This is a genomic window from Achromobacter sp. JD417 (assembly GCF_041879325.1).
GTDB lineage: Bacteria > Pseudomonadota > Gammaproteobacteria > Burkholderiales > Burkholderiaceae_B > Achromobacter > Achromobacter mucicolens.
This window is the reverse complement of record NZ_CP087159.1, coordinates 2,599,706-2,622,710: the sequence shown is the minus strand read 5'-3', so window position 1 is coordinate 2,622,710 and position 23,005 is coordinate 2,599,706. Positions and strand designations below refer to the sequence as shown.

Sequence of the window (23,005 nt, the reverse complement as noted above, 5' to 3'; positions counted from 1 at the left end):
AACGACTGCGGCGCAGGCGCCATTCCTGTCGCCGCTAACTGCGCGCCGGCTCCGTGCGCGCGGGATCGGCTTCGGCCTCTTCCCGGGCCTCCAGCTCGTTGCCCAGCACCTCTGCCGAATCGGCGTTGGCCGCTTCCGGCTTCAAGCGGCGGCGCGTATGGCCCGCGGCGCGCGCGTCCCCGCCCTCGTCGGGCCGTTCGGCCTGCAGGTGCACGTTGGCGGGTGGCGCAAAGCCGCGCTTGTCCTGCCCGAAGTACACCACCGTGTGCGGGTACGGCAGCTCGATGCCGGCGGCGTCGAAGTGCTTCTTGAGCAGCCGGTTGTAGCCGCGCTGCACCGCCCACTGCATGCCGGGGGTGGTCTTGATGAGGATGCGGATGGTCACGCCCTTGTCGTTGACCGCCGTGACCCCCGCCACGGTCATTTCTTCCAGGATCTCCGGTCCCAGCACGGAATCGGTCATCAGTTCGGCGAAGGCCGCGCGCAGATGCTCGATCGCGTCGTCCACGCTTTCGCGGTGCGCAATGGTGTATTCGCCCAGGTGATACGAGAAGTCACGCATGTGGTTGGCCACCACATCCACCGACGAGAACGGCACCAGATGGTAGCCGCCGTCCAGCGTGCGAATGCCGACCGAGCGGATGGTCATCTTCTCGACCGTGCCGAAAACGCCCGCCACCTGCACCACGTCGTTCTCGTTCATCCCGTTCTCAAGCTGGATGAAGACCCCGGTGATGATGTCCTGCACCAGCTTCTGCGCGCCAAAACCGATGGCCAGGCCCACCACGCCAGCGCCCGCGATCAGCGGACCGACGTCGATGCCGATCTGCGAGAGCAGCACCATCAGCGTCATCGTCACGATGACGATCAGCGCGGCGTTGCGGAACAGCGCCAGCAGCGTGCGCTCGCGCGCGCTGGGCATGCCCCGCTCTTCGCTCTGGCTCAGGCGGTGCTCGATGATGCTGGCGATCACCGTCCACGCCAGCATCGCGATCAGGAGGACGATGACGATGTTCAGCACCACCTTGATCGCGGCGGCCCCGGCGTCCGACGCCAGCCAGCGCGACAGGTCAAAGGCCCGCCACGCGTCCAGGATCAGCAGCACGATGATGATGCGGATGATCCAGCCCACCACCTTCAGCGCGGCCGGCACGTAGGCGTTGACGCGCGCTTCCAGCAGCGGCAGCCGCCGGCGCAGGTCGTCCGACAGGCGGATCGGCTTGGACAGCACGGCATTGAGCAGCAGGATCAGCAGGCTGCCCACGCCGATGACCAGCAGCGTCTGCGCCGTGGCGCGGGCCATGAAGGGCAACGCGTCCGTCGGGTCGACCTGGCTGACCACCAGCAGGATGGTGAAGTAGACGATGCCCAGCACGTGCCAGATGCGCGACAGCAGGCGCAGGCGCGATCCCATGAACGTGGCCGCGCCGGCCGCGCGGCGGTCCAGGCGTTCGCGAACGGCTTGCCGGTTCTGCCAGATGACGCGCACCGCGTAGATGTACACCGCCAGCATGATCAGCATCGTCGTCAGCCGACCCAGCGCGGGCGACAGCGCGGCCGCCATCACGGGTCCGACCACCAGCGTGCCGTAACCGGCCGCCGCCACGATGCGCACGAGCCACGCGTTCCAGTACTTGGCCAGTTCGTCAGACATCGGCAACAGGCGCAGATGCGGATGGCGCACGGCGAACACCGTGCGGATCAGCACCTTCACGATCTCCACCGCAACGAAGGCCTGCAGGAACAGCGAGGCCAGCCCGTCCAGCGTGCCGCGCCCCGGCGTGGTCCAAAGCGCCGCCGCGCCGCCCGCCATGGCGGCCAGCAGGACGACGGCCACGTCAATGGCCAGCGCGCCGATGATCGCGCCCGCGCGGCGCGCCAGCACTTTCACGGACGCCGGCTTGCCGCGCACGGGCGGCGTGCCGGTTTCGCAACCGTGCTCGGCAACCCAATGGTCGATCCGCGTATAGATGCGCATGGCGATCATGCGCAGCAGGATGAAGGCGATGATGGTGGCGATGACGGCCATCGCCAGCGGCAGCAAGGCACTACGCGCCTGGCCGCTGTCCATGCGCAGGTTCTGGCCCGACGCCAGCGCGCGCAAGTCGTCGGCACCCTGCCCCATGTCGGCCGCAATGCCGGTCAGGAAACGCTGGACGCCGTCGGCCATGCGCTCTTGCAGGCCGGGTTCGGCCGGCGTGGCGGGAACTGGCTTGGCGGGCGCCGCGCGCGATGGCGCGTTGCCGGCCGGCGCCTGTTTGTCTCCTGCCGCCTGCGACCGAAGCTGGTCGATCAGGGCCTGGCGGGCTTCGGGGTTGTCCAGCAGGTCCGCCAGCGCGGCGGGGGTCAACGTCGAGGGCGTGGCTGCCGGCTCCTGCGCCGGCGCAGCCGGAAGCAGCGGGAACGCGGCCACCGCCGGGGCCTGCCACAGGAACGACAAGCAACTGAGCATCGCCGCCAGCAGCCAGGCCGCCAGCCATGGCCTTTCCCGTCTGCGCCGCCAGGAGACGGCGGCATGATGGCGGGTCGGAAGGGAGTGCGATGCTGTCGTTGCGGATCGAACCACTAATAAATCTCCTCTGCGATCGGGGCATGGATGCCAGGGCAAAAAAAAAGCGCCGGCGACCGGAGTCGCGGCTTTTGTCACTGGCACATGATAAAGCCCATGGTCTGCCCCCCTTTTACGGCAGCCTTATCGCCGCAAGCAATAAACAAGCGGCGATTAATTCGTTGGTGCGCGCGGAGCCATTGATTAGAGTCCAACGCCGTCCTACCCGCGCCGCAATCCGAGCGGTGCGCTCAACCAAGAGTCCGCTTCATGACCTCACGATTCCAAGCCGCACGCCGCAACACCCTGCTCGCCCTTGCCCTGGCCGCCGCCTGCATGGCCACCGCGCACGCCGACCAACGCGTCATCCGCATCGTCGTGCCCTACGGCACCGGCGCGGTCCAGGACACCATCGCCCGCGCGATCGGCGACGAACTGGGCAAAGCGCTGGACGCCTCGATCGTGATTGAAAACCGCGCAGGCGCCGGCGGCACCGTGGGCACCGCGCAGGTCGCCCGCGCCAAGCCCGACGGCAACACCCTGGTCCTGGCCGCCGCCAGCCACAACATCGCCGGGTATCTGTACAAGAACCTCAGCTACGACCCCGGCAAGGACTTCACGGGCGTCGCCTACATCGGCAACACCGGCTACATCATCCTGGCGTCCGCGTCGCTGAACGCCAGGAACACGGCCGAATTCATCCAGGCCGTCAAGGCCAAGCCCGGCGCCTACGACTACGCGTCCGCTGGCAACGGCAGCGCCTCGCACCTGGGCATGGCGTCGTTCCTGACGGCCGCCGGCGCGCAGATGCAGCACATCCCCATGAAGTCCACGGGCGACGCCGTGACCGAACTGCTGGCCGGCCGCGTCCAGGCGGTCACCGCCGCCACCATCGGCGTCACCGCCTACCGCAACGACCCGCGCGTCACGTTCCTGGCCTACACCGGCAAAACCCGCTCACGCTTTGTCCCCGATCTGCCCACCGTGGCCGAAAGCGGCCTGCCCGGCTACGCCTTCGACTCCTGGCTCGGCCTGCTGGCCCCGGCCGGCATCTCCGCCGCCGACCGCGACCAGATCAACGCCGCAGTGAACAAGGTACTGTCCGACCCCAAGGTGCAGGCCCGCCTGGCCTCGCTGGGCGTCGAAGTCGAAGCGAAGTCGGCGGCGCAGTTTCAGGAATTGCTGAAGGCGGATTTTGAAGCGGCCGGGAAGGTGGTGGCGGCGTCGGGGGCTCGGGTGGAGTAAAACCCTGCGCGCCTCACCGCCTGCGCATCCCGTCCAGCAGCAGATCCGACATGAACTCGGCCAGCGCTTTCTGCGTGGCGGCGTCGGGAAGCTGGCGGGTGAAGCGTTCGATGATGCCCATCAGGGACTGGCCGAACCACTCGGGCGAGATTTCCGGGCGGAACAGGCCTGCCTGCTGCTCTGAGCGGACGTTGTCGGCGATCAGGGCCACCAGTTCGTCCTTGAGCGCTTCGGCGGCGTCGGCCTGGAAAAAGCCGATTCGCGTGAGGTTGGGGTCTTCCTGCAAGATGGCAAGCAGCGTGCCGATGCCTTGCCGGATGCGCGCGGCGAGTGCCGCGCCTTGGAGGTCGCCGGGCAGGCGAGCCTGGCTGATGGCCTGGCGGAGCCGTTGGGCAAACAGGCCCACCAGCTCGTCATAGGCGGCCTGCTTGCTGGTGAAGTATTGATAGAACACGGGCTGGGTCACCCCGGCGCGGGCGACGATATCGCTGACGCGGGTGTGCTGGAATCCCCGCTCGGCGAATTCCGCCGCGGCGACGGTCAACAGTTGCCGCCGCGTGCGTTCACCCTTGGTGAGACGCTTGTCCTGCGGTGCCGAATCGGGTAGTGCCGTGATCATCGCGGAAAAGTACTACCGATCCCTGCTTTCCGCTACCGAAAGCGACGCAGACTGGCCGCGCGCTGGCCATTTCGGCTTGCAGCCGTGCCGCCGTCAGACGACTGAAATCAGTTGAAATTCCCGTAGCGATTCGGGACATACCGCCGAGGCGCCGGCGCAGTACAGTACGCCTATCGTCTGGCCTGATGGCAATCTGCCCATGCTGGACGGCCTTGGAGCAAGATCATGAAGCGGTTTGTGGGCCGGGCGGTTGTTGTGGCATTGGCGCTGGCGGTTGCCAGCGCCCCAGCGATGGCCGGCGGGCGTGGCGGGAATTGGGGCGGTTATGGTGGTGGCTACGGCGGCGGTCATGGTGGCGGCTACCACCATCACCACGGCGGCGGTGGCAGCAGTTCCAGCGGCTGGTGGATTGGCGGCGCGGTTGCGCTGGCGTCGATCGGGCTGCTGCTGGCGGCCAATTCAGGGCCTTCCTACGTGCAGACCGGGGTTTATTCCTCTGGGGTTGGCTATACGAGCCCGCCGCTGTATGCCGCGCCCGTATATGGCACGACGGTCTATGAAGCCGCGCCGGTCTACACCGCCCCGGTTTACGAAGCGCCGCCGGTTGCCTATTCCACGCCGGTCCCGCAGTACGCGCCGGTGCAATACGAACCCGCGCCCCCGGTCAATGCCGCCCAGGCGAACGCCACCACGGAATGCCAGCGTTGGGCCATGAACCAGAGCGGTTACGATCCCGCCACCATCACCCAATGGACCACCCAGATCATGGTGGACACCTACAACCGCGCACTGGACTCTTGCATGACCAGCCGCGGATATCGCGCAAATTGACAGGCGCGGTGTCGGGGGTATCGGCCGGCGCGGTCGAACGGCACGCTTCAGCGGCGCCAACCGCGCCAGGCAAATATCAAGCCGACGGCCAGGAGCACACCCGCCGGCAGCACCCAGACGAATCCCGAGTCCGTATAGACGACCTGTTCGATCGGATCGTAGTAGCGGCCCAACTCGTTGAACTCCCACCGCAAATACTGCGCGTACCAGGCGTAAAAGAAGACGGCGGACAAGATCAGGCTTGCCATCGCGGCCACGCGGGCGAACGCGACGCCGCGATGGGTGCGAACGATGCCCTTCCAGGCCAGGTAGCCGCATCCGGCTACCCCGGCCAGCACCAGCCAGTCGCCTACCTCAGCCAGCATCGCCTGCCTCCAGTTCGGCCAGGAACGCCGCCGCTTGAGCCCACTGGTGTTCGCTGAAGACGTACAAGCCTGCACCGCGCAGCAATTGCGCCGTCACGCCCACGCCGGGCTGCCGGCGGCCTGCAAAGTGGCCGTCGTAGACGTAGCCGCTTCCACAGGACGGACTGCCCTCTTTGAGCACGGCGATGCGGATGCCGTGGGCCTGCGCGGCTGCCAACGCTTCGCGCGCCCCGTGCACGAAAGGCGCCGTCACGTCGTCGCCCGTCACGGCGACAACGCGCGCGTGGCCCGCCAGCACCGAGGCCGCATCCCGGCCCGGCTCAATTTCGGCCGGAGGCCGGGGGATCGGCATGCCGCCGGCGACTTCGGGACAGACCGCAACGACACGCCCTTCTGCCAGCCAGCGGGTCAGGACCGCACCGCCTTGCGGCACCCCGCGACCGTCGTGGCGCACGGGGTTTCCCAGAAGGCAGGAGCTGACCAGAACGGGTTGCATTTGGGATAGGAGCCAAGCGTGGCGGGCGGCGGTCCGGGATGTCCTTGCGGTCAGGCCGAATCGGCCTTCTTTGCGGCCTTGCGCGGCGCGGTCTTGCGAGCCGTTTTGCGCGCCGGCTTGGCCGGGGCAGCAGTGTCGGCGCCGATGTCGGCGGCAGGCGTCGACGTCGGCGCCGGCTGGGCGGACTGCGCCGGGGCCGAGGCGTTCGGGCGCTCGGGCGTTCCCTGCGTCTCGGCCGCCGCCTCCGTCTTGGACGCCGTCTTGCGGGCGCCCCGGGCGGGTTTGGCAGCGGACTTGGCCGCGGATTTCGTGGCGGGCTTGGCGGGTGCGGCGTCCGAAGCGGCATCGGAAGCTGATTCGGAATCGGACCCGGCGGTTCCTCGGCGCGCCCCGGCGAAGGGATCCGAGGCCTCGCCCCGGCGTTCGCGTTCCGTTTTGGCGGGCGGCGCCACGAACATCCATTCGGAAACGTTCACGACGGGCGGCGGGCCAGCGACAAGCGCCGATTGCGGCAGCGGGGGCATCGGCCGCATCAAGGGGGGCGCCGTGTCGGCGGCTGGCCTCCCTTTGGGAGCCTGACCTTCCACCGCAGCCGGCCCTTCCGAGGCCGCTTGGTTTTCAGGCGCAGCCTGCCCGCCGGACGATTCCGTCACCGCGGATGCCCCACGCGCTTCAGCCGAACCCTGCAGCCCCGAGCCCGCTTCGGCGTGCCCGGGCTGAGCCGATTGCCGCGCGTCGTCGCTGCCTCTCGCGCCGCGCCCCCGGCGGCCCGAACGTCCTTGCCGCGCGCTGTCCTTCTGTCCGGCATGGCGCGCCTGCGGGGATTCTTCCCCAGGCGCTGCGCCCGCCCCCTGACCCGGCGCCTGCGACACGTCCACCTCCGTGCCGCCTTCGGTCTGCTCCGGCGCGTCGGGCTGCTTCCAGGCATCCGCGCCTTCGGCAAGCGCCTCGGGCGCTGCCCCGGTCTCGTCCCGATCGGCGCCCTCGCCCTGCGAACCCGCCGCGCGGCCGCCCTCGGCCTTGCGGCCACCGCGCGACTTGCGGGCATTGCGTCCGCCAGCGGCCGGCGCTTCCCCGTTATCGGTCACAACGTCGGCCGGCCCTGCGCCGTGCGCCTTCCCGCCCCGGATCGTAGGCGCGTCGCCCGTGCTGTCGCGGTACACGTACGTGCCGGACTTCTCTTCGCGGCCGACTTCCAGAAAGCCGCGCGACTGCGCTTCTTCCAGCAGGTTGCCGAACGCGCGAAAGCCATAGTAGGACTCGTTGAAATCCGGCTTGCGGCGTTTCAAGGCGTCTTTCAGGGCCGACGCCCAGATCTTGCCGCTGTCGCCGCGTTCGGCCATCAGCGCCTCGAAGGTCTCGACCACCATCTCGACGGCGCGCGTCTTGCGCGCGTCCTGCTCTTCCTTGCGGCGGCGCTCCTCGTCGGGCGAGCGGCGCTGGGCGCTGGCGCCCCGGGTGTCGCGCCGTGCCTCGGCGGTGCGCTGGCCTTCACGGGCCAGATCGTCGTAGAAGATGAATTCGTCGCAGTTGGCGATGAGCAGGTCCGAAGTGGACTGCTTGACGCCCACGCCGATGACCTTCTTGTTGTTCTCGCGCAGCTTGGACACCAGCGGCGAGAAATCGGAGTCGCCGCTGATGATGACGAAGGTGTTGACGTGGGACTTGGTGTAGCAGAAGTCCAGCGCGTCCACGACCAGGCGGATGTCGGCCGAATTCTTGCCCGACTGACGCACGTGCGGGATTTCGATCAGTTCGAAATTGGCCTCGTGCATGGGCGCCTTGAATTCCTTGTAGCGCTCCCAGTCGCAATAGGCCTTCTTGACGACGATGCTGCCCTTGAGCAGCAGGCGCTCGAGCACCGGCCGGATGTCGAACTTCTGGAATTTGGTGTCGCGCACACCCAGCGCCACGTTCTCGAAGTCGCAGAAAAGCGCCATGCTGACGTTTTCGTTGGGGTTGTTCATGTTCTCTCCAATGCCACGGTCGCCAGGGCCAAGCCAGGCCTCGGCGACCGCCAGAATCCGCCCATGATATACATATCCGCTTGATCTTCTCGTCCGCCATCCTCTGCCCACCATGCCAGACGCCCTGCCGCCCGTCGAACTCCTGACCGACCGCCTGGTACTGCGCCCCCTGTCCCTGGACGATGCGGACGCCATCCAGCGCACGTTTGCCCATTGGGAGGTCGTGCGCTTTCTGGCCGACAAGGTGCCCTGGCCTTACCCGGCCGACGGGGCACGCCAGTTTCTGTTGAACGCCGCGCTGCCGGCCATGCGCCGCGGATCGCAGTGGCATTGGTCGATCCGCACGCGCGCGCTGCCGGACGAGCTGATCGGCGTCGTCAGCCTGATGGAGGATGACCCTGACAACAACCGCGGCTTCTGGCTGGACCCTGCCCACCAGGGGCGCGGTTACATGACCGAAGCCAGCGCCGCCGTCACCGCCTACTGGTTCGGCGTGCTGGGCAAACCCGTTCTGCGCGCGCCCAAGGCCATCGCCAACACGGCCTCGCGGCGGATCTCGGCGCGCAGCGGCATGCGGCTGGTGGGCACGGAAGAGCGCGGCTTCGTCAGCGGCCGCCATCTGGCCGAGATCTGGGAGATCACCCGCGAGGAATGGCTGGCACAGCAGGACGCCGTGGCCAAGCCGTAGACCGTCCCCGTTTTGCGCCCGGCGGCTGCGTTCGGCTAGTCGGACGGCCGCCAGAGCGCCGCAAGCAAATCGCCCGCCTGACTGGCGGATTAAGCCGGCGCTTACCGCCTATTTCGCCCCGCTTTCCGGCCAATTGATCGGGGCGTTCGCTGGCTAGAATTCCCGACAATCCGGCTTTCCGCGCGTGGAATGCCATGTTCTCGGGCAAGATCCATGAATCCGTCTACCGTCATCGGCGCCGTTGTCGGCCTGCTCACGCTCATCATCGTCGTGGCGCTGTCCGCCAACGACGCCAGCATGTATTTCAACCTGCCCGGCCTGGCGATCGTACTGGGAGGCACCTGCGCCGCGCTGTTCATCGCCTACCCGCTGCAGGAAGTCGTGCGCGTCTTCAAGCTGGTGCGCACGGTGTTCCGCAACGACCAGCACGACCAGCAGCGCGACATCGAGGAGCTGGTGTCCATGGCGCAGCTCTGGATGAACGCCGACGTGCATAAGGTCGAGCACGAGCTCAAGAAGGTGTCGAACCCCTTCCTGCGCACGGGCGTGCAGCTCATCATCGACAACACGCCCGAAGACCAGATCATCGAACTCCTGAAGTGGCGCGTGGCCCGCCTGCGCGCCCGCGAACAGGCCGAAGCCCAGATGTTCCGCGTGATGGCCACCTTTGCGCCGGCCTTCGGGATGCTGGGCACGCTGGTCGGCCTGATCAACCTGATGGGCGTCCTGGGCGACGGCAGCATGCAGACCATCGGCCAGCAACTGGCCATCGGCCTGATGACCACGTTCTACGGCATCCTGCTGGCCAACCTGGTCTGCAAGCCGATCGCGCTGAAGCTGGAACGCCGCACGGCGCGCCGCGTCGAGTCCATGAACATGGTGCTGCAAGGCATCTCGATGATGTGCGAGAAGCGCGGCCCGGCCATGGTGCGCGAGACCCTGAATTCCTTCGTCATGCACGTCGAGGACGAAATCTATGACGGCGGCGCCGACGCCAAGCCCAAGGCCAAGACCAAGACCGAAGGCCAGGTCAAGCCGGCTGCAACCGCCCCCGGCGCCACGGCCGCCGCCCCCGTGTCCATCGCCCGTCCCGCTGCCGCGCGTCAATGAGCCTGATTTCCCCTTCCCTTGCGCAGCGGATCGAGCAGGCCCGCCAGGCGCAGCTGCGCGCGCAAAAGGCGGCCGCCGCCAGCGGCTGGCGGCCCAGCGACAGCGACCGCCAGGACCGCTATGCGCGCTGGCACGTCGAGGATGCCGTCGAGCAGGATTCCGAAAACTGGCTGCTGAGCTACCTTGACCTCATCACGCTGCTGCTGGCGATGCTGGTTGTGATGCTGGCGGTTGCACTGAACGGCGGCGGCTACGCCAAGTCCGAAGCGCCGGTGGAGCTGGTGGGCACGCTGGCCGCGAGCGGCTTGCCCAAGTACGACGGCGAGTATGCCGAGTTCGAGACCGTGCAGATCCCGGCCAGCTGGACCGAAGCGCCCGCAGCCGCCACGGCCACCGCGGCAGCCGCGCCCGCCCCGGCCGATGACGAGGTCGTGGTCGCCGAGGCCGCCAAGCCGCTGACCGCCCCGTCCAAGGAATCGCTGGGCCTGGCGGACCTGGGCAATTCGGTGGATGTGATCGTCAATGAACAGTCGGTCAGCTTTCGCATCAGCAACGAGCTGCTATTCGCCTCGGGCCAGGCCACCCTCAGCAACGAGGGCCTGAACGTGATCAAGCGCCTGGCCGGCATCCTCAACAAGAACGACTACCAGGTGTCGGTCGAAGGCCACAGCGACCCGGTGCCCATCCTGACCAAGCAGTTCGCCTCGAACTGGGAACTGTCCAGCAGCCGCGCGACCAGCGTGTTGCGCGAACTGGTGCGCGACGGCGTGGCGCCGCAACGGCTGCGCGCGGTGGGCTACGCGGAGACGCGCCCGATCGAGTCCAACGACACGGCCGCCGGCCGCGCCGCGAACCGCCGCGTCGAGCTGATCATGGACATCGCGCCGCCCCAGGCCAAGACCGCCGCCGCCCCTCAGGCGCCCGCCGCAGGCAAGGCGGCCGAAACGTCCCAGGCCGCCGCGCCCGCGGAGAAGGCGGCAACGCCGGTCGCCAAGACGGCGGGCGGCAAGACGTCGGCCACGAACGCAAAGCCCGCCGGGAATGCCGCGAAGGCCCCGGCGTCCGCCGCGGCGGCCCAGTCTTGATCGCGTCTGCGATCCCTTTTCAGAAACCGGCGCAAGCCGGTTTTTTATTGGCCCGCCGCCGTTCGCGAACGAGGTGAAGGACGAGCTATGTAAAGGACACTTGACACCCCACCCGCGCCCCACCAGAATGTCAAGCACGCTTTACATCAACAAGGGCTTTTCATGAATCAACACCAGGCCAAGCGCCGCTATATCAAGGAACTGGGCATCGCGCTGGCGCTCTATGTCGTGCTGCTGGCGGGCGCACTGCGGCTCAGTCTGGACATGCCGTCCGGCATGCTGCGCACCGTCGTGCTGCTGACCCCCATGTTGGCGTTCCTGCTGGCGCTGCGCGCCGTGGTGCGCGCCGTTCGCCGGTCCGACGAATTCATCCGCAAGACCACGCTGGAACACCTGGCAATCGCCGCTGCCGTCACGGCGGGGGTCACGTTCACGTATGGCTTTCTGGAGATCGCGGGCTTTCCCAAACTGAGCATGTTTGTGGTCTGGCCGCTGATGGGCGGGGTCTGGGCATTCACTACCATCGTCGACACGCTGCGCCATCGATGAAAAACCGCATCCGCGAATTGCGCGCCGAACGCGGCTGGAGCCAGGCGGCGCTGGCCGAACGCCTGGACGTGTCGCGCCAGACCGTCAACGCCATCGAGACGGGGCGATACGATCCGAGCCTGCCGCTCGCCTTCGCCATTGCCCGGGTTTTTCAGGCCTCGATCGAATCGATCTTCCAGGAAGACTGAGCCCCGCCGCCTTGGCGCGCGCGCGGGGTCGGCGGTAACCTAGCAGGCCCGCCGTTCGCGGCGTCTGCAGTTTGCTCCGGGAGTCCCCATGTCTTACCTGCTGCTGATCGTAGAACCGGTGGGCCAACGCGCCCAGCGCACGCCCGACGAAGGCCGCGAGGCTTACGCGCAAATGGTGCGATACGCCGAATCCCTGCAGTCGCGCGGCCTGCTGACACGCGCCGAATCCCTGAAGTCCGATGCCGAAGGCGTGCGCCTGAGCATCCGCGACGGCGAACGCCAGCTGATGGACGGTCCCTACGCCGAAGCCAAGGAAATGATCGGCGGATTCTTCCTGCTGACCTGCGAGACCCGCGAAGAAGCGCTGGCGCTGGCGGCCGAGTGTCCGGCCGCCCAGTGGGCCACGGTCGAGGTCAGGGAACTGGGGCCGTGCTTCATGTGACGCAGCACCGGCCCGGCAGTCTGGCGCGGGCCGGCATCGGCATCAGCAATTGCCCTTCTTGGCCTGTCCGGGCGGACAGAAGCCGCCTCGGCCGCCGCCATCGTGCGGGTCGACGACCACCGAACCTTGTGGCGTGTACACGGCACAGCCGGTCAACAGGGTGGCGACAAGGGCAAGACTGAACAGGACTTTCATCGTTGTGCTTCAAAGGGTTGGGGACGGAAGCGAGTGTATGAGAGGCGCGTGCAACCAGGGCTGGACCTTCGTAACCAGGTGCTAGGACGGCAGCGACGACCCGCCGACTAGGGGTTATCCCTGAATTTGCAAAGTTGATGTCGATCCGGGGCATCCGCGTTCGTCGTACCTGTACAAGCGCCCCTCCGGGCCTTGCCTACCCAGGAGATTCAGATGCGATTCATGATCATCGTCCGGGCTACGCCCGATAGCGAAGCCGGCATGATGCCGGACGACAGCCTGCTCGCCTCGATGGCGACCTATCACGAAGCCTTGGTCAAGGCGGGCGTGTTGCTGGATGCCAACGGATTGCAGCCAACCTCGAAGGGCTGGCGCGTGCGCTATGACGGCAGCGGCGAACGCAAGCTGATCGACGGGCCGTTCGCCGAAACCAAGGAACTGATCGCCGGCTACACGATGATCCAGGTGCGCTCGCGCGAAGAGGCGATGCAGTGGGCGATGCGCTTTCCGTCGCCCTTCCCCGGCCAGTCCTGCGAGATCGAGGTGCGCCAGGTGTTCGAACTGGATGACTTCGAACCCAGCCAGGAAGTCGAGCGCTTCCGCCAGATGCCCGCTCCCAGCCTCTGAATCCGACGAGCCAACCCCTGACAATTCCAACGAGACACGCCATGCACAAGCAGATCTTCGTCAACCTTCCCATCAACGACATGCAGAAGTCCCAGGCATTCTTCAAGAAACTGGGCTACAGCTTCAATCCCGATTTCACCAACGACCAGGGCGCGTGCATGGTCGTTGGCGACAACCTGTACGTCATGCTGCTGGTGAAGGACTTCTTCAAGGGCTTTACCGGCAAGCCGGTGGCCGATGCCACCCAGACGACGGAAGTGCTGGTCTGCCTGTCGTGCGAGAGCCGGGCCGAGGTCGACGACCTGGTGGCGCGCGCCGTGGCGGCGGGCGGCTCGGCGCCGCGGGCGCCGCAGGATCACGGCTTCATGTACGCGCACGGGTTCGAGGACCTGGACGGGCACATCTGGGAACTCGTCCACATGGCTCCCGGCGACGCGGCCGGCGCATGACGAACGCGGCCACGCATCGCGCCATCGAAGCGGTCTGGCGGATCGAATCCGCCAGCGTCATCGCGGGCGTGGCGCGCCTGGTGCGCGACGTGGGACTGGCCGAAGAACTGGCGCAGGATGCGCTGGTCGCCGCGCTGGAACGCTGGCCCCAGACGGGCGTGCCGGACAATCCCGGAGCATGGCTGATGACCACCGCGAAGAACCGTGCGCGCGACCGGCTACGGCTCGATGCACTGCATACCCGCAAGCACGCGCAGATCGGCCATGAACTCGAGGCGTTGCAGGCGGACGTGGAGCCAGACTTCGTCGACGCGCTGGACGCGGCGCGCCAGGACGACATCGGCGACGACCTGCTGCGCCTGGTCTTCACGGCCTGCCATCCGCTCTTGTCCACCGAGGCGCGCGTGGCGCTGACGCTGCGCCTGCTGGGCGGGCTGACCACGGCGGAAATTGCGCGCGCCTTCCTGGCATCGGAATCGGCGATTGCGCAGCGCATCGTGCGCGCCAAACGCACCCTGTCGGCCGCCAACGTGCCGTTCGAGGTGCCGTCGGCGGCCGACCGCGCGCCGCGTTTGGCGTCCGTGCTGGAGGTCATCTACCTGATCTTCAACGAGGGGTATTCCGCGACCTCGGGCGACGACTGGATGCGGCCGGGTCTGTGCGACGAAGCGCTGCGCCTGGCGCGTATCCTGGCCGAACTGACGCCGGCCGAAGGCGAAGTGCACGGCCTGGCCGCGCTGATGGAATTGCAGGCATCTCGCCTGCACGCGCGCACCGATGGCCAGGGCCGGCCCGTGCTGTTGATGGACCAGGACCGGCGGCGCTGGGATCCGCTACTGATCCGCCGCGGACTGGCGGCGCTGGCGCGCGCCGATGCGCTGGGCGGCGCGCGCGGTCCCTATGCGCTGCAGGCCGCGCTGGCCGCCTGCCACGCCCAGGCCCGCACGCCCGCGGAAACCGACTGGCCGCGCATCGTGGCCCTGTACGACGCGCTCGCCCAGGCTGCGCCGTCGCCGGTTGTGGAACTGAACCGCGCGGTCGCCATCGGCATGGCGTTCGGCCCGCAGGCCGCGCTGGACCTGGTCGATCAACTGGCTTCGGAGCCGTCGCTGGCGAACTACCACTGGCTGCCCAGCGTGCGCGCCGATCTGCTGGCCAAACTGGGGCGCGGCCCCGAGGCGCGCGCCGAATTCGAACGCGCGGCGGCAATGACGCGCAACGCCCGCGAACGCGCGTTGCTGCTGGCGCGCGCGCAGGAGATGCCGCAGGAGTCGGACGGCGGCCCTGTGAATTGAGGCCTGGGGTCTGAGGCGCGGGGTCTAAGGCGTGGGGCTCTAAGACTCAGGGTGGAGGCCCGCCGTGACGGCGTGCTTAAATCCCACGCATGCAACCCCTCGACGCCGCTCCTCCCGATATGGCCGCGCCCCCAATCACGGGCGTGCCGGCGGCGTTCGACCATCCCAATGACCGCGCGCAATTTCGCCGGCCGGCCCACCAGCCCGGCGTCGAGCTCTACCGCGCGCACATCATCCGTCACGCGTTCGAACCGCATACGCACGAGGCCTTCGGACTGGGCGCCATCGAATCCGGCGTCGAACGATTCCGTTATCGCGGCGCCGACCATCTGGCGCCGTCCGGCTCGCTGGTGCTGATGAACCCGGACGAGCTGCACACCGGGCGCGCCGAAACGGAAGGCGGCTGGCGCTACCGCATGGTCTACATCGACCCGGACGTTGCCGCGCGGGTCACGGGGGAATCGGGCTGGTGGTTCGGCGCGGCGGTGGGACATGATGCCCCCGCAGCGCAACGCGTGACAGCCTTGCTGGATACGCTGTGGCACGCGTCCGAGCCGCTGGCGTTCGACAGCGCGCTGCACGCGCTGCTGGTCCAGTTCCGGCCGCATGCCCGCGTGCCTCGCCCGGCCGCCGCCCAGGGCGCGCCGCGATTCGCCCACGTCATCGAGTACCTGCGCGCGAACCTGTCGCGGCGTCTGACGCTGGACGAACTGGCGTCGCAAGCCGGATTGAGCCCCTTCCATTTCCTGCGCAGCTTTCAGGCGCACCATCACGCCACCCCGCAGCAGATGCTGATGGCGCTGCGGCTGTACGAAGCCAAGCGCCTGCTGGCCGCCGGCATGCCACCAGCCCAGGTCGCGCTCGCGGCCGGGCTGACCGACCAGGCCCATCTGACCCGCGCGTTCTCGCGCCGCTACGGCGTCACCCCCGCGCGCTATCAAAGGCAGGCGCACGGCTAGTGACGCACGGTTAGTGGCGCACGGCTAGTGCCGCACGGCTACTTCCCCCACCGCAATCTCGTACAAGATCTGCCCCGCGCCGCTGGCTAGACTGCCCGCATTCACGACCTGGAGCAACATATGTGGGCTGGAACCCTTTACGCCCTGGCCGCGGGCCTGATGTGGGGGCTGGTCTTCATCGGGCCGCTGCTGCTGCCGGAATATCCCGCCGCCCTGCAATCCGTGGCCCGCTATCTCGCCTTCGGCCTGATCGCCCTTCCGCTCGCCTGGCTGGACCGGCGCAACCTGCGCCGCCTGACCCGCAGTGACTGGATCGAGGCGGTCAAGCTCGCCGCCATCGGCAACCTGCTGTATTACCTATGCCTGGCCAGCGCCATCCAGCGGGCCGGCGGCCCGGTCCCGACCATGATCATCGGCACGCTGCCCGTGGTCATCGCCATCAGCGCCAACCTGCGCAACGCCCGGCGCGATGGGCGGCTGCCGTGGAAGCGGCTGGCGCCGTCGCTGGCCCTGATCGCGATCGGCATCGGCTGCGTCAATCAGGTGGAGCTGCAGGCGCTGCGCCAGGCGCCGGACGCCGACCTGTCGCGCTACGCGATCGGCGCCGTGCTGGCGCTTGGCGCGGTCGCCTGCTGGACGTGGTATCCGCTGCGCAACGCCGACTGGCTGCGCGACCATCCCGGCCGAAGTCCTCGCACGTGGGCCACCGCGCAGGGCGTGGCCACGCTGCCGCTGGCGCTGGCGGGCTACGCGCTGCTGTGGATCGGCATGTCGGCCGCCGGCAGCCGTTTCGACATGCCGCTGGGTCCGCGGCCCGACGTGTTTCTGGGGCTCATGATCGCCATCGGGCTGTTCGCGTCCTGGCTGGGCACGCTGTGCTGGAACGAAGCCAGCCAACGCCTGCCCACGGCGCTGGCCGGTCAGCTCATCGTGTTTGAAACACTGGCCGCGCTGGCGTACGCCTTTATCCTGCGCGGCGCCATGCCGGCGCCGCTAACGCTTGTCGGCATCAGCTGCCTGATGGTCGGCGTTCTGCGGGCGGTACGCGTGAAACCCGAGCCCGCCGCGGCGGCGGCCTGACGCCTCTTGCCGACCGCCAGCACAAACAATTAGACGTCGTATAATTTTCAACGTCGTCTAATTATTGAATCCGCCATGCCCTTCTCTTCTTTTCTTTCGCCCGCCGCCGACGCTGCCGACGCCGGCCGCCGCGAACGCAAGCGCCAGCAGACGCTGGACCATCTGACGCAGACCGCATGGCGGCTCTTCGAGGCCCTAGGGTACGACGCGATCACGATGGAGCAGATCGCCGCGCAGGCGGACGTGTCCAAAGGCACGCTCTACAACCACTTTCCCGTCAAGGAAGCGCTGCTGGCGCACCGCTTTCACGCCGAGCTGGCGGCGTCCCTGGCCGAATTGTGGCCGGCGCTGAAGGCGCTGCCCACGCTTGCCGCGCGGCTGACGCGCCTGCTGCATGCCTCGGCACACTGGTCCGAATCGCACCGCGCCTATCTTGGCCCTTACCTGCGCTACCGCTTCGCCAGCATGCAGACCACCGGACGCGACGACGAACGCCATCCGCGCAGCGGCCTGCAGCGTGTGTTCGCGACGTTGATCCAGGACGCGCAAGCGGCAAACCAGGCCCGGTCAGACCTGGACGCGGACCTCCTGGCGCACCACCTTCAGTTTCTTTACCTGGGCGCGCTGCTGCGATGGATGGACCAGCCTGGCGCATCGATCAAGCAGGAATTTGACGCCGCCATCACCCTTTTCGTGGACGGCGTCGGCGGGAGCGCGGCATGAGCGCCCTGGTGCTGGACTGGGCGGCGGCGGCCGAATCCGGACCGCAAGCCGCGGGCGGCAAGGGTTGGCAACTGGGCCGCCTGGCGCAGTTCGGCGTGCCGGTGCCGGACGGCTTCGTGCTGGCCGCGCACGCCAGCCACGCCCATCAGCCGGGCCGGGACGTGCCCGACGCCGTGCTGAACGTGCTGCATGAGGCCTTGTGCGAACGCGGCTGGCTGGATCGTCCTCTGGCGCTGCGCTCGTCCGCGCCGCAGGAGGACTCCGCGCGCGCCTCGTTTGCCGGCATCCACTTGTCCTGCCTGAACGTGCGGGGGCCCCAGGCGGTTCGCCAGGCGCTGCGGCGCATCTGGGATTCGCTGTTTACGCCCCAGGCTCAGGCTTACCGTCAGCGTCTTGACCTGCCGGCGGACGGCGCGGGCGGCATGGCAGTGGTGGTGATGCCGATGATCGACGCGGTGGCCTCGGGCATCGCCTTCACCATCGATCCCGCGACGGGCCGCCACGACGAGATGGTCATCCACGCGAACTGGGGCTTGGGAGAGTCGCTGGTGAACGGCGAGGCGGACGGCGACGCCTACCACCTGCGCGAGGATTACCTGCGCCAGGCATGGCCCGTCGCGCGGCGGCGCATCGGCGCCAAGCGCCTCGCCACGACGCCGGCCGCAAACGGAGGAACGCAGCGCAGCGACACGTCCGCCGCGCGCGCCGCGCAGGCCGTGCTGACGGATGCCCAGGCCGAAACGCTGGGCGACATGGCTCGCGACGCCGCCCGCGCGCTGGACTACAGCGGCGCCGGCTACGACATCGAGTGGGCGTGGGACGGCGAGAGATTCTGGATCGTGCAGGCCCGGCCCGTCACCGCGTCCGCGCGCCACACGTATCCCGCACTGCAAGGCCAGCCCGACTATTGGTCGCGCGGCAACACGCGCGAAGTGTTGCCGCAGGTGATGTCGGCAATGGAATGGGATGCGGGGCGCGTCATGGCCCAGCGCATGCTGACCTGCGGATTCGAACTGAGCGGCTACGAAACCCTGCCCGGCGTGCGGCTGGCCGCGTTGCTGCATGGCCGTGCCTATCTCAATGCCTCGGTCATCCAGTGGGTCGGCTACGACGCGCTGGGCGTCAAGCCCCGCGACATGAACGCGCTGCTGGGCGGCGCACAGCCCGAGATCCACGTGAAGGCGCTGACCCTGGGCCAGCGCGTGCGGCACGGCCTGCGCATCGTGCGCTATCTGCGGCGCGCCGCGCCCCTGCGCCGTCACGCCGCCGACAACCTGCCCCAGCTGCTGGCCCGCGCGCAGCAATGGCTCAGGGCGCCCTTGCCGGCGACCAACCCTGCGCTGGGCGCCAGCTTGCGCCAACAGTTCGAAACCGTGCTGGCCGCGGATGAACTGTTCTTTTTGCAGGGCTCGGGGGGCGGCGCGCTTTCCAAGCTGCTGGAACTGGTCGAGAAAGCGGTGCCCGGCGAAGGCCATGCGCTGACCGCCGCCCTGATGGCAGGCGGCGACCCCAGCGTCACCGCGCAGCAGGGCTACGCCCTGATGACGCTGGCCCAACTGGCGGCCGAGGATGCGCAAGCGCTTGCCTGGCTGCGCGCGCCGGACCGCGACGACGCCGCGTGGGCCGAGGCGTTGCCAGGCGTCAGCCCCTTCAAGACGGCCTTTGCCGAATTCCTGGACCGCTACGGCCACCGCGCCGTGTACGAAACCTACCTGCGCAACCCACGTTGGCGCGAGGCGCCGGGCTATTTGCTGAATAGCGTGCTGAACCTGATCGGCGCCGATCCGGCCGCCCTGCGCGCGCGGCAGCGCGAGGCCGCGCAAGCGGCATGGCGCCGCGTGCGCCGTGCCTTGCCCTTCTGGCAGCGGCCGCTGGCGGCCAAGCTGCTGGCCGCCTCCCGCCTGGAAGGCAACCAGCGCGAGGCGGCGCGCAGCGTGCTCGTGGCATATCTGGCCGTGGCCCGCCGAAGCGCGCTGGAACTGGGTCGCCGCACCGCCGGTCCGCACGGGCTGGCCGCGCCCGAAGACGTCTTCCACCTGAATGCGGCCGAGATCTTCGCGCTGGCGGACAGCCGGATCGGCGCGGCGGCGCTGGGCCGGCGCACCACGGCCCGGCGGGCGCAATTGCAGGCCTGGTCGGCCCTGCCGGACCTGGATGTCATCATCGAACACGCCGGCGCCACCCCGCAAGCCCGCGAACAGGAAGCGCGCGCGCCTGCGGCCGGCGCAATGAACGCCTGGCGCGGCACGCCGGTGGCCGGGGGCCGCGTGCGTGGGCGCGCGTTCGTGGCGCGCACGCCCGACGAGGGCCTGGCGATGCCGGCCGGCGGCATCCTGGTCGCGGCGTCTTCCGACCCGGCGTGGACGCCCCTCTTTTTGCGCGCGGGCGCGGTGGTGATGGAAGTCGGCGGTTATCTGTCGCACGCCGCCATCGTGGCGCGCGAATTTGGCATCCCCGCCGTGGTCAGCGTGCACGGCATCCTGCAAGACGTCGCCACCGGCGATGTGCTGGAGGTGGACGCGGTGCGCGGCATCATCCACCGCGTGACGGGCGAAGCGCCCGGCTGATATGTCCTTCAGGCGGGCGTTGCCGCCGCCAGTTCGAACTGAAACACCGCCCCGCCCTCGGCGTCGTCGACCAGCCGGATCTCGCTCTGGTGCAGTTGCAGGATGCGCTGCACGATCACCAGCCCCAACCCGCCGCCCTCGCTAGGCCCCCGGTTCAGCGCCGAGGCGCGCGTGAACAGTCCGGCGCGCAATTCGTCCGGAATGCCCGCGCCGGAATCGCTGACCTGCACGCGCACGCGGTTGCGCGCCAGCCCCAGCTGCAATTCGATCCTGCCGCCCGGCGGGCTATGGCGGATCGCGTTGTCCAACAGGTTCGTCAGCACACGCTCGATCAGGCCCAGGTCCGCACGCACCGGCGGCAGCGCTTGCGCGATGTCCGTGGACAGCCGCTGCTGGCGCGCCTCGGCGGCCAGTTCAAACTTCTGCATCACGTCCTGCACCAGTTCAGGCAGCGAAAACGTCTCGGGCTCAAGGCGCACCAGTCCGGACTCCAGCCGCGCCAGTTCAAACAGTTCCTGCGCCAGCCGCCCCACCTTGCGGCTTTGCGCCAGCGCGATGTCCAGATAGCGGCGGCGCTCGGCCGGCGCAAGCGTCTCGTCCTTGAATCGCAGCGTTTCCAGATACCCGTGCAGCGATGTCAGCGGCGTGCGCAGATCGTGCGAAATATTGGCGACCAGGTCCCGGCGCTGCTGGTCCTGGCGCGTCAGCTCCCGCCATTGCTCCGAGATGCGCCGCCCCATCTGCGCAAACGTGCGCCGCAGCACCGCGATCTCGTCGCCATTGCGGGCGGCCGCGTCGCCCGGCTGCTCCAGCGCGGCCAGCGCCTGGCCGTCGTCGCCCTCGAACGCGCGCACCGCGCGTGTCAGCCCCCGCAGCGGCCGCGTGATGAGCGCAAACGCGGCCAGCCCCGCCACCAATCCCAGCAAGGCCACCAGCGCGATCGACCAGAGCGTGGTGCGCAGCACCGAACTGCGCGACACATCCATCACCAGCGCATCATGCGCCTGCCCCTGCAGCACCACGTACACATAGCCCTGTTCGCGCCCATCCACGCGCACGGGCGCGGCGCTGAACACCTTTTGCGCATCGGCGCTGCGCGGATCGTCACCCGTGATGGGCAGCATCCCCCCGGCCAGCAGACGCTTGACCGGACCGAGGTCAACGCGTTCGCGCTTGATTTGCCCGGGCGGCGCGGCGTCGCCCACGATGCGGCCATCGCTCGACAGCAGATAGACCTCAACCGCGGGATTCACGGTCATCAGCATGTCGAACATCGACCGGACCGCGCCCGGCTTCCAGCCGCTGGCGTCCATCAGTTCGGTGGAACCGGCGATGTGCTGCGCCAGTCCGCTGGACAGCCGCTGCACGACCTCCTGTTCATAGCGCGAGTTGGCCGCGATCTGCAGCCAGGCGGACGCGCCGCAGCAGGCAAGCAAGAGCAGCGCAAACACGCCCGACAGGCGCTGGGTCAAGGTGAAGCGTTTCATGGCTGTCCCCCTGGCGCGGCCGCGAACTTGTAACCCCGGCCCCAGACCGTCAGGATGCGCTGCGGGTCGGACGGGTCGGCCTCGATCTTGGTGCGCAGCCGGTTGATATGGGTGTTGACCGTGTGCTCGTATCCCTCGTGCTGGTAGCCCCACACCTGGTTCAGCAGGTCCATGCGCGAGAACACTTTGTCCGGATGCCGCGCAAAAAAGTGCAGCAGGTCGAACTCGCGCGGCGTGAGATCCAGCCGGCGCGCATCCACGTCCACCGTCCTGGCGATGGGATCGATCGACACGCCGTGAACGGACAGGCTGCCGGCCTCCTGGCGCGCATTGCGTTCGATGGCATCGCTGCGGCGCAACAGCGCACGCACGCGCGCCACCAGTTCCAGCATCGAGAACGGCTTGGCCAGGTAGTCGTCCGCGCCCAGTTCCAGCCCCAGGATGCGGTGCACTTCGCTGGAGCGCGCGCTGGTGATGATGATGGGTGTATAGCGCGCCATCGCGCGTGCCCGCTTGCAGATTTCCAGACCGTCGATGCCCGGCAGCATCAGATCCAGCACCAGCGCATCCCAGCCGCCTTCTTCAAGCAGGCGCATGCCCTCGTTGCCGTCGGCCGCATGCTCGACCGCGTAGCCCTCGTCGCGCAGATGCAGGCGCAGCAGTTCGGCAATGTGGGCGTCGTCTTCAACTATCAGTACGCGGCGGGGCGTATCCATGGGGCAACCTGGGGCGTGAGCGATGCGTCTATTGTCGCCAATCGGCGGGGGCCAAAGTTCACATTTAATTTAACTTTGCGTGAGGACTTCGGTATTGGCGCCGGGGAAGAATGCGTCCAACGACATTCACCGGAGACCGCCATGATGGCTCCACCTGCAATCGAACAAGCGCCGGGCGCCCCTCAGCCGGCCATACACCCCCGCTGGTTGCGGGTCACGCATTGGCTGAACGCCCTTGCCGTGGTCATCATGGCCATGAGCGGCTGGCGCATCTACAACGCCGCGCCCTTTTTCGATTTCACCTTTCCCAACGGCATCACGTTGGGCGGCTGGCTGGGCGGGGCCTTGCAGTGGCACTTTGCGGGCATGTGGCTGCTGGTTGCCAATGGCCTCATCTATCTGGCGTTGAACGCCGCCAGCGGCCGTCTGTGGCGCAAATTCCTGCCCGTCAGCCCGGGTGGCGTGGTCCGCGACCTGCTGGCCGCGCTGCGGGGCCGGCTGTCGCACGCCGACCCGCGCCGCTACAACCAGGTGCAGCGCCTGGCGTACCTCTTTGTGATGGTGGACATCGCCGTGCTGGTGTTGTCCGGGCTGGTGCTGTGGAAGTCCGTGCAGTTCGGCCTGTTGCGCGACCTGATGGGCGGCTACGAGGCAGCGCGGCGCGTGCACTTTTTTGCAATGGCGCTTTTGGCCGGGTTTGTCGCCGTGCACCTGGCAATGGTGGCGCTGGTGCCCCGCAGCCTGCTCACCATGATCCGCGGCAAATAGGGAGAG

At 68.3% G+C, this 23,005-nt stretch carries 24 protein-coding genes; 16 read left to right on the top strand and 8 right to left on the bottom strand.

What is annotated here, in order from left to right; translation table 11 throughout:
- Nucleotides 1-34 precede the first annotated feature (34 nt).
- Complete coding sequence (locus LN047_RS12080; RefSeq protein WP_373981858.1) at nucleotides 35-2,452, bottom strand: mechanosensitive ion channel domain-containing protein; 2,418 nt, start codon at nucleotides 2,450-2,452, stop codon at nucleotides 35-37.
- A gap of 366 nt (nucleotides 2,453-2,818) precedes the next feature.
- Between LN047_RS12080 and LN047_RS12075 the strand changes: the two genes are divergently transcribed.
- Nucleotides 2,819-3,793 carry a tripartite tricarboxylate transporter substrate-binding protein gene (locus LN047_RS12075; protein ID WP_373981857.1) on the top strand — a complete coding sequence of 325 codons (975 nt, stop codon included), beginning with the start codon at nucleotides 2,819-2,821 and terminating at the stop codon, nucleotides 3,791-3,793.
- Between the two features lie 13 nt (nucleotides 3,794-3,806).
- On the opposite strand, the gene LN047_RS12070 is transcribed toward LN047_RS12075, so the two are convergent.
- Nucleotides 3,807-4,412, bottom strand: a complete 606-nt coding sequence (locus LN047_RS12070) for a TetR/AcrR family transcriptional regulator (RefSeq protein ID WP_373981856.1) — start codon at nucleotides 4,410-4,412, stop codon at nucleotides 3,807-3,809.
- Between the two features lie 225 nt (nucleotides 4,413-4,637).
- Between LN047_RS12070 and LN047_RS12065 the strand changes: the two genes are divergently transcribed.
- The gene (locus LN047_RS12065; protein ID WP_373981855.1) at nucleotides 4,638-5,243 is read left to right on the top strand and encodes a hypothetical protein; all 606 of its coding nucleotides are present in this window, start codon (nucleotides 4,638-4,640) and stop codon (nucleotides 5,241-5,243) included.
- A 47-nt stretch (nucleotides 5,244-5,290) separates the two neighbouring features.
- Here LN047_RS12065 and LN047_RS12060 read toward each other — a convergent pair whose 3' ends face one another.
- Genes LN047_RS12060 through LN047_RS12050 form a run of 3 tightly spaced genes read right to left on the bottom strand, consistent with a single transcriptional unit; the run spans nucleotide 5,291 to nucleotide 8,071 of the window.
- On the bottom strand, nucleotides 5,291-5,608 hold the full coding sequence (locus tag LN047_RS12060) for a hypothetical protein (RefSeq protein ID WP_152384268.1): 318 nt from the start codon (nucleotides 5,606-5,608) through the stop codon (nucleotides 5,291-5,293).
- Nucleotides 5,598-6,104, bottom strand: a complete 507-nt coding sequence (locus LN047_RS12055) for a DUF523 domain-containing protein (protein WP_373981854.1) — start codon at nucleotides 6,102-6,104, stop codon at nucleotides 5,598-5,600. The genes LN047_RS12060 and LN047_RS12055 overlap by 11 nt, the downstream gene beginning before the upstream one ends.
- Nucleotides 6,105-6,154: 50 nt before the next feature.
- Nucleotides 6,155-8,071, bottom strand: coding sequence for an NYN domain-containing protein (locus LN047_RS12050; protein ID WP_373981853.1), 1,917 nt, complete (start codon nucleotides 8,069-8,071; stop codon nucleotides 6,155-6,157).
- A 112-nt stretch (nucleotides 8,072-8,183) separates the two neighbouring features.
- Here LN047_RS12050 and LN047_RS12045 point away from each other — a divergent pair, with 112 nt between their 5' ends.
- The 6 genes from LN047_RS12045 to LN047_RS12020 all read left to right on the top strand — a co-directional run bounded on the left by LN047_RS12045 (nucleotide 8,184) and on the right by LN047_RS12020 (nucleotide 12,133).
- Entirely contained in the window at nucleotides 8,184-8,759 is a 576-nt protein-coding gene (locus LN047_RS12045) for a GNAT family N-acetyltransferase (RefSeq protein ID WP_373981852.1), read from the top strand.
- Between the two features lie 213 nt (nucleotides 8,760-8,972).
- On the top strand, nucleotides 8,973-9,869 hold the full coding sequence (locus LN047_RS12040; RefSeq protein WP_056317046.1) for a motility protein A: 897 nt from the start codon (nucleotides 8,973-8,975) through the stop codon (nucleotides 9,867-9,869).
- The gene (locus tag LN047_RS12035) at nucleotides 9,866-10,954 is read left to right on the top strand and encodes a flagellar motor protein MotB (RefSeq protein ID WP_373981851.1); all 1,089 of its coding nucleotides are present in this window, start codon (nucleotides 9,866-9,868) and stop codon (nucleotides 10,952-10,954) included. The genes LN047_RS12040 and LN047_RS12035 overlap by 4 nt, the downstream gene beginning before the upstream one ends.
- 162 nt (nucleotides 10,955-11,116) lie before the next feature.
- Nucleotides 11,117-11,503 (top strand): hypothetical protein, encoded by a 387-nt coding sequence (locus LN047_RS12030; RefSeq protein WP_373981850.1) that lies wholly within the window; start codon nucleotides 11,117-11,119, stop codon nucleotides 11,501-11,503.
- Nucleotides 11,500-11,691 (top strand): helix-turn-helix transcriptional regulator, encoded by a 192-nt coding sequence (locus LN047_RS12025; RefSeq protein WP_056317041.1) that lies wholly within the window; start codon nucleotides 11,500-11,502, stop codon nucleotides 11,689-11,691. The genes LN047_RS12030 and LN047_RS12025 overlap by 4 nt, the downstream gene beginning before the upstream one ends.
- Nucleotides 11,692-11,779: 88 nt before the next feature.
- Nucleotides 11,780-12,133: a YciI family protein gene (locus tag LN047_RS12020; RefSeq protein WP_062841560.1), complete on the top strand. Its 354-nt coding sequence runs from the start codon at nucleotides 11,780-11,782 to the stop codon at nucleotides 12,131-12,133.
- 42 nt (nucleotides 12,134-12,175) lie between these two features.
- On the opposite strand, the gene LN047_RS12015 is transcribed toward LN047_RS12020, so the two are convergent.
- Entirely contained in the window at nucleotides 12,176-12,328 is a 153-nt protein-coding gene (locus LN047_RS12015; RefSeq protein ID WP_172802141.1) for a hypothetical protein, read from the bottom strand.
- Between the two features lie 213 nt (nucleotides 12,329-12,541).
- On the opposite strand from LN047_RS12015, the gene LN047_RS12010 reads away from it, so the two are divergent.
- The 7 genes from LN047_RS12010 to LN047_RS11980 all read left to right on the top strand — a co-directional run bounded on the left by LN047_RS12010 (nucleotide 12,542) and on the right by LN047_RS11980 (nucleotide 20,028).
- Nucleotides 12,542-12,955, top strand: a complete 414-nt coding sequence (locus LN047_RS12010; protein ID WP_373981849.1) for a YciI family protein — start codon at nucleotides 12,542-12,544, stop codon at nucleotides 12,953-12,955.
- A 41-nt stretch (nucleotides 12,956-12,996) separates the two neighbouring features.
- Complete coding sequence (locus LN047_RS12005) at nucleotides 12,997-13,404, top strand: VOC family protein (RefSeq protein WP_373981848.1); 408 nt, start codon at nucleotides 12,997-12,999, stop codon at nucleotides 13,402-13,404.
- A complete protein-coding gene (locus LN047_RS12000) occupies nucleotides 13,401-14,699 on the top strand; it encodes an RNA polymerase sigma factor (RefSeq protein ID WP_373981847.1) in 1,299 nt (432 codons plus the stop codon). Before LN047_RS12005 ends, LN047_RS12000 begins: the two co-directional genes overlap by 4 nt.
- Before the next feature lie 89 nt (nucleotides 14,700-14,788).
- Entirely contained in the window at nucleotides 14,789-15,658 is an 870-nt protein-coding gene (locus LN047_RS11995) for an AraC family ligand binding domain-containing protein (protein ID WP_373981846.1), read from the top strand.
- Between the two features lie 120 nt (nucleotides 15,659-15,778).
- On the top strand, nucleotides 15,779-16,738 hold the full coding sequence (locus LN047_RS11990) for a DMT family transporter (protein ID WP_373981845.1): 960 nt from the start codon (nucleotides 15,779-15,781) through the stop codon (nucleotides 16,736-16,738).
- Nucleotides 16,739-16,813: 75 nt separating this feature from the next.
- Complete coding sequence (locus LN047_RS11985) at nucleotides 16,814-17,461, top strand: TetR/AcrR family transcriptional regulator (protein WP_373981844.1); 648 nt, start codon at nucleotides 16,814-16,816, stop codon at nucleotides 17,459-17,461.
- Nucleotides 17,458-20,028: a PEP/pyruvate-binding domain-containing protein gene (locus LN047_RS11980; RefSeq protein WP_373981843.1), complete on the top strand. Its 2,571-nt coding sequence runs from the start codon at nucleotides 17,458-17,460 to the stop codon at nucleotides 20,026-20,028. The genes LN047_RS11985 and LN047_RS11980 overlap by 4 nt, the downstream gene beginning before the upstream one ends.
- Before the next feature lie 8 nt (nucleotides 20,029-20,036).
- Here the strand turns inward: LN047_RS11980 and LN047_RS11975 are convergent, their stop codons facing one another.
- Nucleotides 20,037-21,515, bottom strand: a complete 1,479-nt coding sequence (locus tag LN047_RS11975) for a sensor histidine kinase (protein ID WP_373981842.1) — start codon at nucleotides 21,513-21,515, stop codon at nucleotides 20,037-20,039.
- Nucleotides 21,512-22,231, bottom strand: coding sequence for a response regulator transcription factor (locus LN047_RS11970; protein ID WP_062841313.1), 720 nt, complete (start codon nucleotides 22,229-22,231; stop codon nucleotides 21,512-21,514). The genes LN047_RS11975 and LN047_RS11970 overlap by 4 nt, the downstream gene beginning before the upstream one ends.
- A gap of 141 nt (nucleotides 22,232-22,372) precedes the next feature.
- On the opposite strand from LN047_RS11970, the gene LN047_RS11965 reads away from it, so the two are divergent.
- Nucleotides 22,373-22,999: a cytochrome b/b6 domain-containing protein gene (locus LN047_RS11965; protein WP_280018915.1), complete on the top strand. Its 627-nt coding sequence runs from the start codon at nucleotides 22,373-22,375 to the stop codon at nucleotides 22,997-22,999.
- Nucleotides 23,000-23,005: the final 6 nt, after the last annotated feature.

Coding starts and splice junctions, on each gene's coding strand:
- LN047_RS11990 (WP_373981845.1), top strand. CDS start 15,779: ATGTGGGCTGGAACCCTTTACGCCCTGGCCGCGGGCCTGATGTGGGGG.
- LN047_RS12055 (WP_373981854.1), bottom strand. CDS start 6,104: ATGCAACCCGTTCTGGTCAGCTCCTGCCTTCTGGGAAACCCCGTGCGC.
- LN047_RS12030 (WP_373981850.1), top strand. CDS start 11,117: ATGAATCAACACCAGGCCAAGCGCCGCTATATCAAGGAACTGGGCATC.
- LN047_RS11970 (WP_062841313.1), bottom strand. CDS start 22,231: ATGGATACGCCCCGCCGCGTACTGATAGTTGAAGACGACGCCCACATT.
- LN047_RS11985 (WP_373981844.1), top strand. CDS start 16,814: ATGCCCTTCTCTTCTTTTCTTTCGCCCGCCGCCGACGCTGCCGACGCC.
- LN047_RS12025 (WP_056317041.1), top strand. CDS start 11,500: ATGAAAAACCGCATCCGCGAATTGCGCGCCGAACGCGGCTGGAGCCAG.
- LN047_RS12080 (WP_373981858.1), bottom strand. CDS start 2,452: ATGCTCAGTTGCTTGTCGTTCCTGTGGCAGGCCCCGGCGGTGGCCGCG.
- LN047_RS12000 (WP_373981847.1), top strand. CDS start 13,401: ATGACGAACGCGGCCACGCATCGCGCCATCGAAGCGGTCTGGCGGATC.
- LN047_RS12015 (WP_172802141.1), bottom strand. CDS start 12,328: ATGAAAGTCCTGTTCAGTCTTGCCCTTGTCGCCACCCTGTTGACCGGC.
- LN047_RS11965 (WP_280018915.1), top strand. CDS start 22,373: ATGATGGCTCCACCTGCAATCGAACAAGCGCCGGGCGCCCCTCAGCCG.
- LN047_RS12050 (WP_373981853.1), bottom strand. CDS start 8,071: ATGAACAACCCCAACGAAAACGTCAGCATGGCGCTTTTCTGCGACTTC.
- LN047_RS12075 (WP_373981857.1), top strand. CDS start 2,819: ATGACCTCACGATTCCAAGCCGCACGCCGCAACACCCTGCTCGCCCTT.
- LN047_RS11975 (WP_373981842.1), bottom strand. CDS start 21,515: ATGAAACGCTTCACCTTGACCCAGCGCCTGTCGGGCGTGTTTGCGCTG.
- LN047_RS12035 (WP_373981851.1), top strand. CDS start 9,866: ATGAGCCTGATTTCCCCTTCCCTTGCGCAGCGGATCGAGCAGGCCCGC.
- LN047_RS12010 (WP_373981849.1), top strand. CDS start 12,542: ATGCGATTCATGATCATCGTCCGGGCTACGCCCGATAGCGAAGCCGGC.
- LN047_RS12070 (WP_373981856.1), bottom strand. CDS start 4,412: ATGATCACGGCACTACCCGATTCGGCACCGCAGGACAAGCGTCTCACC.
- LN047_RS12045 (WP_373981852.1), top strand. CDS start 8,184: ATGCCAGACGCCCTGCCGCCCGTCGAACTCCTGACCGACCGCCTGGTA.
- LN047_RS12005 (WP_373981848.1), top strand. CDS start 12,997: ATGCACAAGCAGATCTTCGTCAACCTTCCCATCAACGACATGCAGAAG.
- LN047_RS12040 (WP_056317046.1), top strand. CDS start 8,973: ATGAATCCGTCTACCGTCATCGGCGCCGTTGTCGGCCTGCTCACGCTC.
- LN047_RS11995 (WP_373981846.1), top strand. CDS start 14,789: ATGCAACCCCTCGACGCCGCTCCTCCCGATATGGCCGCGCCCCCAATC.
- LN047_RS12065 (WP_373981855.1), top strand. CDS start 4,638: ATGAAGCGGTTTGTGGGCCGGGCGGTTGTTGTGGCATTGGCGCTGGCG.
- LN047_RS12020 (WP_062841560.1), top strand. CDS start 11,780: ATGTCTTACCTGCTGCTGATCGTAGAACCGGTGGGCCAACGCGCCCAG.
- LN047_RS11980 (WP_373981843.1), top strand. CDS start 17,458: ATGAGCGCCCTGGTGCTGGACTGGGCGGCGGCGGCCGAATCCGGACCG.
- LN047_RS12060 (WP_152384268.1), bottom strand. CDS start 5,608: ATGCTGGCTGAGGTAGGCGACTGGCTGGTGCTGGCCGGGGTAGCCGGA.